The sequence below is a fragment of the Buchnera aphidicola (Meitanaphis flavogallis) genome (genome assembly GCA_039830035.1).
GTDB classification, from domain to species: Bacteria; Pseudomonadota; Gammaproteobacteria; order Enterobacterales; family Enterobacteriaceae; genus Buchnera_B; species Buchnera_B aphidicola_AZ.
The window spans coordinates 492668-505292 of the sequence record CP140038.1 but is presented as its reverse complement, the minus strand read 5'-3'; the positions used below and the strand labels follow the sequence as shown (position 1 = coordinate 505292).

Annotated in this window: 9 protein-coding genes; 1 reads left to right on the top strand and 8 read right to left on the bottom strand. The window is 24.5% G+C overall.

Translation table 11 applies throughout. The features are described 5' to 3' along the window. Positions 1 to 6: 6 nt before the first annotated feature. The 8 genes from U0T59_02180 to U0T59_02145 all read right to left on the bottom strand — a co-directional run bounded on the left by U0T59_02180 (position 7) and on the right by U0T59_02145 (position 11379). Positions 7 to 1767 carry a SmdB family multidrug efflux ABC transporter permease/ATP-binding protein gene (locus tag U0T59_02180; protein ID XBC43230.1) on the bottom strand — a complete coding sequence of 587 codons (1761 nt, stop codon included), beginning with the start codon at positions 1765 to 1767 and terminating at the stop codon, positions 7 to 9. 6 nt (positions 1768 to 1773) lie between these two features. Further along, a complete protein-coding gene (locus tag U0T59_02175) occupies positions 1774 to 3510 on the bottom strand; it encodes an ABC transporter transmembrane domain-containing protein (protein XBC43229.1) in 1737 nt (578 codons plus the stop codon). A 212-nt stretch (positions 3511 to 3722) separates the two neighbouring features. Beyond that, complete coding sequence (locus U0T59_02170; protein ID XBC43228.1) at positions 3723 to 4772, bottom strand: SurA N-terminal domain-containing protein; 1050 nt, start codon at positions 4770 to 4772, stop codon at positions 3723 to 3725. A 135-nt stretch (positions 4773 to 4907) separates the two neighbouring features. Beyond that, positions 4908 to 7250: an endopeptidase La gene (gene lon, locus U0T59_02165; GenBank protein XBC43227.1), complete on the bottom strand. Its 2343-nt coding sequence runs from the start codon at positions 7248 to 7250 to the stop codon at positions 4908 to 4910. 166 nt (positions 7251 to 7416) lie between these two features. Beyond that, positions 7417 to 8703 carry an ATP-dependent Clp protease ATP-binding subunit ClpX gene (gene clpX, locus U0T59_02160; protein XBC43226.1) on the bottom strand — a complete coding sequence of 429 codons (1287 nt, stop codon included), beginning with the start codon at positions 8701 to 8703 and terminating at the stop codon, positions 7417 to 7419. Positions 8704 to 8813: 110 nt separating this feature from the next. Then, positions 8814 to 9437, bottom strand: coding sequence for an ATP-dependent Clp endopeptidase proteolytic subunit ClpP (gene clpP / locus U0T59_02155; protein XBC43225.1), 624 nt, complete (start codon positions 9435 to 9437; stop codon positions 8814 to 8816). 227 nt (positions 9438 to 9664) lie between these two features. Then, the gene (gene tig / locus U0T59_02150; GenBank protein XBC43224.1) at positions 9665 to 10948 is read right to left on the bottom strand and encodes a trigger factor; all 1284 of its coding nucleotides are present in this window, start codon (positions 10946 to 10948) and stop codon (positions 9665 to 9667) included. Between the two features lie 104 nt (positions 10949 to 11052). Next, positions 11053 to 11379 carry a BolA/IbaG family iron-sulfur metabolism protein gene (locus U0T59_02145; GenBank protein XBC43223.1) on the bottom strand — a complete coding sequence of 109 codons (327 nt, stop codon included), beginning with the start codon at positions 11377 to 11379 and terminating at the stop codon, positions 11053 to 11055. A 385-nt stretch (positions 11380 to 11764) separates the two neighbouring features. On the opposite strand from U0T59_02145, the gene cyoA reads away from it, so the two are divergent. Further along, positions 11765 to 12616 (top strand): ubiquinol oxidase subunit II, encoded by an 852-nt coding sequence (gene cyoA, locus U0T59_02140; protein XBC43222.1) that lies wholly within the window; start codon positions 11765 to 11767, stop codon positions 12614 to 12616. Positions 12617 to 12625 lie beyond the last annotated feature (9 nt).

Below are 12625 nucleotides of genomic sequence, written 5' to 3'. Positions count from 1 at the left end.
GTTTTTTTAATTTTGATTTCTATACATTTTCCAGTAATATTTTTGTTTATTTATTAAATAATCGTGTGATCCTTTTTCAACAATTTTTCCTTGGTTAAAAACTATTATTTTATCCGCGTTTTTTATTGTTGATAATCTATGCGCAATTACTATTAATGTAGTGTAATGTTTTATAGAAGCCAGTATAGTTTGTATTTTTTTTTCGGTTTCTAGATCTACATTGGCCGTAGCTTCATCTAGTATTAATATTTTTGGAATAGATACTAGAATTCTAGCAATAGATAATAGTTGTTTTTGTCCTATAGATATTTTATTTCCATTTTCTCCTAGACATGAGTGTATTCCTTGCGGCATCGATTTTACTAATTTGGTAAGATGTACTTGTTCTAAAATATTCCAAATTTTTGATTCAGAAATATGTTTTCCAAAAGCAATATTTTTAAAAATTGAATCATTTAATATAATCGGATCTTGTTGAACAATAGATATTCCATGACGTAGAACATTGTTACTTAATGAGTTTATATTTCGTTTATCTAAATAAATATTTCCATGATTAATGGGATAATATCCCATTAAAAGTTGTGCAAGAGTGCTTTTTCCGCTTCCTGTACGTCCTACTAGTGCTATAAATTGCTTTGAAAAGATATGCAAATTAATATTATTTAATGTATTTTTATTATTACTTTCATATTGGAAATTTAAATTTTCAATATATATGTCCCCTGTTTTTAAGTTTACAAGATCTGTTCCATTCTTTTGTTTTGGGAAATCAATTAAGTTAAATATTCTTTTTCCTGCTATAATAGCTTGCTGTAAAATAGATTGTTGAGAAGCAATAGTAATTAATGGCTCATTAAGGCGTCCTAAGTAGGTAATAAAAGCATATAAAGTTCCAATTTCAAAAAATCCTTTGGGATATGAACTAAATAGCAAAATTAATCCGCACAATATTATAGCTGAGAACAAATTAAGTAAAGGTCTCAGCAGAAAACCATCTAATTTTAACATTTTCATACGATTTAGATAATGTAGATTACTAGTGTTTTCTATAGATTTTCTAAATTTTTTTTCTAATCCGAATTGCTGTATTACGTTAATTCCATTAATTACTTCATGAAAGGTGTTATAAATTTTTGTAATATACGTTTTAGCCTTTTGTAAAATTGGTTTGCTATAATATTGATATAATAATGTTATTATTGATACTAATGGGAAAATAATTATTGCTATACTAGCCATTCTCCATTCTAAACTAAACATAGTTATAAGCGTAACACTAATTAATATAATACTACGTAATAATGTGGTCACGAAAGTTTCATATAGCTCTTTAATCACTTCTGTATCGTTTGTTATACATGAAATAAATTGCCCGATGGGTTTTTTGTTAAATTGATTAATGGGTAATGTTAATATTGATAGCATCAAGTTAAATCGTAACGTTTCAACGATTTTTATTGATATATTATTAAAAATAATGTCTTGAAAGTAATTAAATAGGGCTGATATGATTTGTAAAAATATGTAAGCTATTATTGTTTTAAATAATATAGAATAACATATATAATGTGCAGTTAAACTAGTTTTTATGAGGTTACTAATTAATACAGGGCCCAATACTTCAGATATAGAAGATAATAATAAAAAAGAAAATCCTAACGTCATTTTTTTTTTGTAGTTTATTCCATAATGCATTAAACGTTTTAATATAGGCCAAAAGTGTACTAAATTTTTAACTATATAAAATTTTATTTTTATTATCATAATTTTTTAAATTCCTAAATTTTTTTGATATAAGTACATGGTGTTATACCATTTTTTTTGTTCTTGAATTAATTCATTATGTTTTCCCTTTTGTATTATAGTTCCATTTTTTAGAACTATAATGTTATTAGCATTAATTAAAGAAGATAATCGATGAGTACAAATAATTATTGTACGTTTTTGTTTTATAAAACTATTAAAATTTTTTAATATTTTTGATTCTGTATCTCCATCTACTGCTGATAAAGCATTGTCTAATATTAATATTTCTGATTTTGTTAATAAAGCACGAGCTATTGAAATTCGTTGTTTTTGTCCACCAGATAACATCATTCCACGTTCTCCTACTTGAGTATTATAACCATATGGAAAGTTAATGATATCATCATGTAACTGTGCAAGATGAATGACTTGGTCTATTTCTTGGTGAGATGCGTGCATTTTTCCTATCAAAATATTATTATAAATAGTATCTGAAAATAAAAAGGTAGTTTGATCTATTACGGATATTTTTTTTCTCCATTTTTGTGTGTTGAAGTGAGAAATTGGAATAGAATTGTATAATATTTTTCCATTAGATATTGGAAATTGTTTTTGAATTAGTTTTAATAAAGTACTTTTTCCAGATCCAGTTGGTCCACAAATTCCAATTGTTTGACCTGGATAAAGTGAAAAATTAATATTTTTTAAGATTTTTGTTGTACATTTGTAATAGTAAAAATTTTTTATATTAATATTTAATTCTTCTAAATAGATTGGAATATTTGCATATTTTTTTTCTTTTAATTTATTTTGATGGAGAATAGATTGTATTCGTTTCCATGCTACGCTTCCTCTTTCTACTATATTGAACATCCATGCTAAAGCGAGCATTGGCCAAATCATTAATCCAAGATACATTATGAAACTAGTTAATTGCCCTATACTAATTATTTTTTTCCAAAATAACCATCCCCCTACAAAAATGGCTAGTAAGTTAGATAATGAAATAGATAGGTGTATAATTGGATCAAACATAGCGTCAATTCTTGCAACTTTAGTATTTCTTTTTCTTAAATATTTTAGAATTTTAAAAAATTTTTTTATTCGATATTCTTCTAGACCGAATGATTTAATTAAATTAATACTGTTTAAACTTTCTTGTGTATGGTTAGTTAAGTGCGAAAATGCTGTTTGAGCTTCTTGAAAACTATAGTGTATTTTTTTACCTATTTTATTTATTATTATAATCATAATAGGCAGTGGAAGTAGGGAACAAATAGTTAATTTCCAATTAATGTTTATTATCATGGTAGTTAAAATAGATAATCCCATTACTAAGGAATCAATAAGTGTCAAAACTCCTTCTCCTGCTGCGAATACTACTTTATCTACATCACTAGTAATTCGCGTTATTAAATCTCCAGTTTTATATTTTAAATAAAATGTTTGATTTTTTTTACTGATGTAATCGTAAATTTTTATCCTGAGTTCGGTAGCAAGTCTATAAGCTGCTCCGAATAAAAAGATTCTCCACATATATCGAAGAATATAAACTACTATTGCAATTAATAAAATTTTTATAGTCCAAGAAAACGTTTGTGTACTATTAATTTCTTTTTTTACAATAGAATCTATTAGTAATCCTACTAGTTTTGGTGGAAATAATTGTAAAATAGAGATACAAATTAATAAAAATAGAGCTATTAAATATTGTTTCCATTCTCTTAAAAAATACCAACCTAATTGTTTGAATAAATCCACAAAAAATTCCTAATATTTAAATTAAAATGTTAATTATATATAACGATAAAGTTTTTATATTCTTTTTATTTTATTTTTTTTAATTGATGATTTACAAGATGGATTTTTATGAAATGTGTTTAAGTATTGATTGCTCTTCATACAATGTGAAACGTTTCTGTCAAACACAATTTATTCAGTTATGCGTAAATTTTTAAATCTTAAAGATATTTTTAAAGGTAGTTAATTTTTTCGTATGAAATATTAGCATTAGTATATAAATTATTGAGAATAGAGTTTAGTGTCATTTTTAAGTGATGTTTAAGTAATTGAGATATAATAATGTTTTTTTGTTTTTTTGAAAAAATTTTATGTTGTATTTTATAAAATTGAATTAGTAATAAATTTCCATTATTTTTAAAAATACTAAAATATACATTATTATTTTTTTTAGGGAGTGGAAGGTTAAATATTAGTTTTTTTAATTTGCTAATTTCGAATGTAGAAAATTTTTGGGAGTTTTCAAATTTTAATTTTATTTTTTTTAATAATTTATCAGATCCTGTATTCAGTTCATTAATTATTTTTTTAGCAATAAGAAAATAATTAATAGTGTTGTTTTTGTTAAGATAGTTTTTAAAATATTTTTTGTTAATGTATAAATGTTTAAAAGTTTCAGGAATATTTATAGTAGCTTTTTTTATAACTCTAATTTGTGATAGTAATTCAATAAAATTATTAATTTCATGTTTTAAAATAAATGTTGAATTAGAAATGAAAGAAATAAATTTATTTATTTTTAAATCTATTTTAATCTTTTTTTTATATTTATAAGAACTAATATTGGCTGAATTAAGAAAAGAGTAATATTTCTGAATATTGAAAATATTATTTATTTTAAAAATAGATTGGTTATGTATATAATTTTTTACATCAGAATCATGTACGGATATATTTAATTTTTGTACATATTGTTTTAATAAAGTTTTATAAACGATATTTGATAATACTTTTTGATATATATTTTTTGTATAATTTTTATTATATAATGAATTTAAATTATTTTTATGTAATTTTTCTTTATTTTTTAATAATTCAAGGGTATATAGTTTTGTAAATTCTTCTAAACTAATCTTTTCATCGTTAATTGTTACAACATAATTGTTTTTATTTATTAACGGATTGTAGTTTATTTTTGTAATAATTAATGAAAAGAAAATTATTATTAAAAATATTAACATAATTATGTTAGAAAATATTAATTTTATTTTTTTTTTAATCATTATGAGTGATTTCGTATGATATTCATTTTTAATATTTTTTAAAATATAGTTTTTGATGCGCACTGGCAATAACATTTTTAATGTTTTGCCAGCTATTCATGTATTATGCAATGTTTTTTTTATAAGTAAAATATTTTATCTTATTGGTTCGCATGGTGCGTGTTCTAATGATAAGTTTAATACTTCTTCAATGTATTTGACTGGATGAATGCAAAGACCTGAAATAATATTTTTTGGAATCTCTTCTAAATCTCGTTTATTTTCATAAGGAATTAATACTTTTTTAATTCCACCTCGATGAGCAGCTAGTAATTTCTCTTTTAGTCCTCCTATAGTTAAAATTTGACCTCTTAAGGTAATTTCTCCAGTCATTGCAACATCTGATCGAACTGGATTATTTGTTAAACAAGAAACTATAGCTGTACACATAGCAATTCCAGCACTGGGTCCATCTTTTGGTGTAGCTCCTTCCGGGACATGGACATGAATGTCATGTTTTTCATGAAAATTTTGTTTTATTCCTAATTTATGTGCACGAGATCTTACTACCGTGAGTGCGGCTTGAATAGATTCTTGCATAACTTCCCCTAAAGATCCTGTATAAATTAATTTACCTTTTCCTGATATGCAAGCGGTTTCAATTGTTAGTAATTCACCTCCAACTTCAGTCCAAGCTAAACCAATGACTTGTCCAATTTGGTTTTTATTAATTATTTTTCCATAATCAAATCGTTTAACTCCAAGATAATAGTGTAAATTTTTATCATTAATATGTATCTTTTTTAAAGATTGATTTAAAATTAAAGTTTTTACACATTTTCTACATATTTTTGATAGTTCTCGCTCTAGATTTCTTACTCCGGCTTCGCGCGTATAGTATCGAATAATATTAATAATAGCAGAATCTTCTAATATTAACTCATTTTTTTTTAGAGCGTTTCTTTGAATTTGTTTTGGTTTTAAATATGATTTAGCTATGTTTAATTTTTCGTTTTCAGTATAACCAGAAATTCTTATAATTTCCATTCGGTCGAGTAATGGTGCAGGTATATTAGTAGAATTAGAAGTAGCAATGAACATAACTTCAGAAAGATCATAATCTACTTCTAAATAGTGATCATTAAAAGTTGTGTTCTGTTCTGGATCTAATACTTCTAATAAAGCAGATGCGGGGTCTATTCGAACATCATAAGACATTTTGTCTATTTCATCTAATAAAAAAAGTGGATTTTTTACTCCTGATTTTGTGATTTTTTGAATTAATTTTCCAGGCATAGATCCTATATATGTTCTTCTATGACCTCGAATTTCTGCTTCATCTCTAATACCACCTAAAGCCATTCTAATATATTTCCTTCCTGTTGCTCTTGCTATAGATTGTCCTAATGATGTTTTTCCTACTCCAGGTGGTCCCACTAAACACAATATAGGTCCTTTTATCTTACTAATTCTACTTTGAACAGCTAAATATTCTAAAATTCGTTCTTTTACTTTTTCTAATCCAAAATGATCTAAATCGAGAATGGTTTGTGCTTCTTGAAGGTTCTTTTTTATTTTACTTTTTTTATTCCAAGGAATTTGTATCATCCAATCTATATAACTTCTCACTACTGTAGCTTCAGCAGACATGGATGACATCATTTTCAATTTTTTAAGTTCAGATTCTGTTTTTATTTTTGCTTCTTTTGGCATTTTAGCTGAATCAATTTTTCTTTTTAAAAGTTCATTATCATCCAAAGTATCATCCATTTCACCTAATTCTTTTTGAATAGCTTTCATTTGTTCATTTAAATAATATTCTCTTTGACTTTTTTCCATTTGTTTCTTAACTCGATTTCGAATGCGTTTTTCTACGTTTAGTAAATCGATTTCAGATTCCATTATTGCCATTAAACGTTCTAGTCGATCATTAACGCGATGTGTTTCTAGGATAGATTGTTTTTCATATAATTTTAATGGCATATGTGTTGCAATTGTATCTGATAATTTTTCTGCATTGTCTATATTTGATAAAGAATTGAATATTTCAGTTGGAATTTTTTTATTTAATTCGATATATGTCTTAAATTGGTTTAATACAGTTCTAATTAATGCGGTTTGTTCTTTATCCGAAATTTTAGGAGTAATAATTGGTTCTATTTGTGCAATAAAATAATTTCCATTATTTTTTAGTGTTTTTATATTTGCGCGTTGTAATCCTTCTACTAATACTTTAACTGTTCCATCAGGTAATTTTAGCATTTGTAATATAGAAGCTGTTGTTCCAATAGTAAATAAATCGTCGTTAGTAGGATCATCTATTTCTGCTTCTTTTTGTGCGACTAGCATAATTTTTTTGTTATTTATCATAGAAGCTTCAATACATTTTATAGATTTTTTTCTTCCTATAAATAATGGAATAACCATATATGGATAAACAACTACGTCTCGCAGTGGTAAAACAGGAATTTCAACGTATTCAGAACGTTTTAGATTCATAAAAAATCTCTCTTAGTTTCAACAATATTTTGATATTATAAAATTATGTTGAATTACCAATATTTAGTTTAAAGCTATAACAAGCTTGAGTATTTGGAAATAACAATTCAATATTCAATATTAATAAGTCAAGATCATAAAAATAAAAATGTTATTTTCATAGAAATCAGATAATTTTGTTAAATCCGTTAGGAATTTCTTCAGGTTTATACTTGTTATAAATTATTTTTGGAATCGACTTACCATTAACTACTGATTTATTAATCAATATTTTTTTAACATTTACCATAGAAGGTAAGTTGTACATTGTATCTAAAAGGATAACTTCTATGATTGAACGTAATCCGCGTGCACCAGATTTTCTAGTTATCGCTTTTTCTGCTATGCATGCAATTGCTTCGTTATGAAATTTTAGTTCTACTCCTTCAAGATTAAACAATTTTTGATATTGTTTAATTAATGCGTTTTTAGGTTTGCATAGAATTTCTATTAATGCTGTTTTATTCAATTCGTATAATGTAGTGAGTATAGGCAACCTTCCAATAAATTCTGGAATTAATCCAAATTTAATTAAATCTTTAGGTTTAACTTTTTCTAGTATTTTGTTTTTTGTATGTTTTTTTTGATTTTTTTTAATTTTAGCGTTAAATCCTATTCCCATGCCTGTTTCAATTCTTTTAGAAATTATTTTTTCTAATCCAGAAAATGTTCCTCCACATATAAATAAAATTTTAGAAGTATTTATTTTAAAAAATTCTTGTTGCGGATGCTTTCTTCCACCTTGCATAGGAACTGAAGCTATAGTTCCTTCTATTAATTTCAATAAAGCTTGTTGAACCCCTTCTCCAGATACGTCTCGAGTTATAGATGGATTATCTGATTTACGAGAAAGTTTGTCTATTTCATCTATATAAATAATTCCTTCTTCTGCTTTTTTTATGTTATATTCACAAGTAGTTAGTAATTTTTGAATGATATTTTCTACGTCTTCTCCTACGTATCCTGCTTCTGTCAAAGTAGTAGCATCGGTTATAGCAAATGGAACATCAAGAAATCTTGCTAATGTTTCTGCTAGCAATGTTTTTCCGCTTCCTGTAGGACCAATAAGTAAAATGTTGCTTTTTCCTAATTCAATATCGCAATTTGAGTGTTGAATACGTTTGTAATGATTATATACTGCTACTGAAAGAATTTTTTTTGTATGACTATGTCCTATGACGTAGCTATCAAGATGTTTCTTTATTTTATCGGGAGTTGGTATTTCATATTTATCTTTTTCTAATATTTTTGAATTTTTGTTTTCTGTGTAAATAATGTTATTACATAATTTTATACATTCATCACAAATATAAACTGATGGTCCTGCTATAAGTTTTTTTATTTCTTTTTGGTTTTTTCCGCAAAAAGAGCAATATAATGGTTTTTTATTATTATTTTGAATATTATCTGTCATTATTTTTCCTTATATGATTGTAATGACATACAATAAAGATATTGTAAGTTTTTTTATTTAGTATTTTTTAGTTTTTAGTATCAAATATTATTTTTTAATACTTTTAAACATTACTTTCGATGATATAAAATAGAATCTATTAATCCATATTCAATTGCTTCTGCAGCAGAAAGAAAATAATCTCTTTCAGTGTCTTTTTTAATATCGCTTATATTTTTTCCGGTATGCATAGACATTATCTTGTTAATTGTTTCTTTTATTATCATAATTTCTCGAGCATGAATTTCTATGTCTGAAGCTTGTCCATTGCATCCGCCTAATGGTTGATGAATCATAACACGTGAATTTGGTAAACAAAATCGCTTTCCTTTTTCTCCTGAAGTAAGAATTAAAGCCGCCATGGAACATGCTTGTCCTATACAAATTGTATTAATTTGAGGCGTTACAAACTGCATAGTGTCATAAATAGACATACCTGATGAAATTGCTCCTCCTGGTGAATTGATATATATAAAAATGTCTTGAGTAGGATTTTCAGATTCTAAGAATAAAATTTGAGCCACTATAGAATTAGCTATAACGTCTTCGATAGTTCCAGTTAGAAAAATAATTCTTTCTTTTAATAGTTTAGAATATATGTCATACGATCTTTCTCCGTGAGATGTTTTTTCTATTACCATAGGAATTAGCAAAGTATTGTTATTTTTTTGTTTACTTGTTTTTTTATATAGCATTTGTTATTTCCAATATGTACAAGATGAAAAGTATTGTTTTGTTAATTTTAGAATAGTATAATTCAGGATGTTTTAAAGTATTAGTTATATTATTTAATAAATAAACATTTATTTTTTACAGATAATTTTTTAAAAAAATTTTTTTGTAACAAATATATAGATTGTAGGACTCAGTATAAATTTAATGCAATTTTATTACTTATAGTTAACTATTGAGTTATATCAGTTTATATAATTAAATTTTGCATTGCTTCGTGAAAATTATATTTTTTTATATGTTTAATAGATTTTTCCAAAATTTTAGTAATAGCTTGTTGTTCTAGGTCAATATTATTAAAATATTGTTTAATGTTTTCATTGTTTTTGTATAATAGAATTAGTTTTTTAGTATGATGGTATGATGTAGAACACTTTTGTATTAAATTTTGTATGTTATTAATATTAGGTTTTAATAAGTGGTCTTGTATAAGTTTATTCAAAAGAATTGTAGCTGTCACTTGGTGACGTGCTTCTATGGTCAGGTCTTTTGTATTTATAGTTGTGAATATATTATTTACATTTTTTTTATATATTTTTATTTGTTTTTCTCTTAACGTAACGAAAGCACTTTTTATTAAAGTGGATGGAACATCTATAGGATTAGATGAGATCAAACTATTTATTATTTTTGATTTTATGTAATTTTCAACTATTATTTTTGATTGATTTTTAAGTATATTTTCAATATTTTTACGTTGTTGACTTAAATTTAGTTTTTTGTTTTCTTTTTTTTCTAATATTTTTTCTTTGAGTTCTTCTACTTTTTTAATAATTATTTCTATTGCACATATTTTGTTTGCTATTTGTTTTTCGCAATGATGTTTTGAGAATTTTATGTTAATAAAGAAAGATTCATTAGTTTTATGGACTAGCAATTGTTCTTCAATTTCGGGTAATATTTCATTGTTTCCAATAATAAATTGAAAATTATATAAATTATATTTTTTGAACTCTTTATTGGAACTGTGATTTATACAAGTGATAGTAATTTTATCATACAGTGCAATAGTACGATCTACTTCTATCCAAATATTTTTTTTAAAAGATTTGTCAGCTATTTTTTGAATGTCTTGTTCAGTAATGTTAATTACTGGTGTCTGTATAGTAAATTGGTCTGTGTTGAGTTTAAATTTCGGATATATTTCAAATTCTATTAAACAATTAAGATCTTGATTATTCTTATATTTTTGTAGGATAAAGTCAGGAGTTCCAGCTATTTGGAACGTTTCTTTTTTAATTTTATCCAAGAAGTATTGTTTTATTAGTTTTTTCAATACTTGTTTTTGTACTGTTGCTCCATAATTTTTTTTTAATGTATATAATGGTGTTTTTCCTTTTCTAAATCCGTTTGTGTGTATAGTATTATTTAGTTTCAAGAATTCTACATATATAGATTTTTTTATAATGTTATTTGGAATAGTAATATGGATATTGCGTAATAAATTTTTGTTTTTTTTAATTTCAAGTTCCATTTTTTTTCCTTAAAGTTATTTTTTAAAAATAATTTTTATGAAATATTTAATTATTTTTTTAAATTTTATTGATCTTTTTGTGTTAATAGCCGTTAATTTTTTTCTCACATCTTTGATGATTTGACATGTGATTTTACACATATAGGGGAAATTAAGTTTTTATTAGATTTTTTGTTCCATTCATTAATAGTATATGTATATAATGCCAATCCATGAATTTTGTATTGAGACATACATTTCGATAGTAAACAGTATATTTTTTGATGTCTTTTTATTAAACTATATTTCATGAAATCATTGCTAACTATGATGATTTTAAAATGCGAATGATTTTTCATAAACGTTTTATGTTTTTTACTTTCATTAATAATTTCAACGATTGTTGTATTTAATACTGATGTTAATATATTTTTTATTATTTTTATAATCATTTTTTTCTTTAATTAATTTTTTGTTATTTTAATATATTTTAAGCATATATTAAGTTGAAAATAAACATAAGATAATTTTATTTATGCTATATATGTTGTAAGTTTTATATTATATGAATTATATAATTTTTTGGTATATTTCATTAAATCATAAAAATAAATGTTTTATTGATAGACATTACATAAAATTTTTCAACAGGAACTATTTTATTAAAGATTCATGTGATTTTTAACATCACAGATTTTTTTTATTCATACATTTTATTTAGAGATTGGAATTGAAATTATAAAACTAATGTATTTTTTAAAAAATGATTATTTTTATAATAAAAGATCATTCTATAAGTATCATTTTGCAATATAAAATGGATGTTGAGGTGATTAAATGCAATTTTTAAAATTTCGTATATGTATGTTAAATTTTTTTTTAATGAGTTGTATTCTGTTTTTAAATGGATGTAATAGTGGAGTTTTATGCCCTAAAGGTGATATAGCTATAAAGCAGAAGTCTTTAATATTAGTTGCATTTACGGTAATGTTATTGATTATAGTTCCAGTTTTTTGTATGACATGGTTTTTTTCAACAAAATATAGAGAGACTAATATTAATTCTGATTATAGACCTCATTGGTCTCATTCTAATGTTATTGAGTCATTAGTGTGGGGATTTCCTATTTTGATAATTATTTTTCTTTCTATATTGTCATGGAAGTCTGTTCATGATTTAGATCCGTATAAGAAAATTGTTTCTAATGTTGAACCTATAAAAATTAATGTTGTGTCTTTAGATTGGAAGTGGTTATTTATTTATCCGAAGGAGAAAATTGCTACCGTTAATGAATTGGTTTTTCCTGTTAATACTCCAATCACGTTTGAATTAACATCTAATTCTGTAATGAATTCTTTTTTTATTCCTTCTTTAGGCAGTCAAATATATACTATGGCTGGTATGCGTACTCAATTAAATTTAATTGCTAATAGATCTGGAGTTTATAGAGGAATGTCTTCTAATTATAGCGGAAAAGGATTTTCTGATATGAAATTTACGACAAGGGTAACTTCTAATGTTGTTTTATTTAAAAAATGGATAGAAAAGGTACGACATTCTTCACATAAATTAGATTCTATATCTAGTTTTGAAAAAGTAGCATATCCTAGTGAAAATAATATAATTGAATATTATTCTAGTATAAAAAATAATTTATTTAATATTATTATCAAAAAAAATGAAATATAGCAGAAGGTA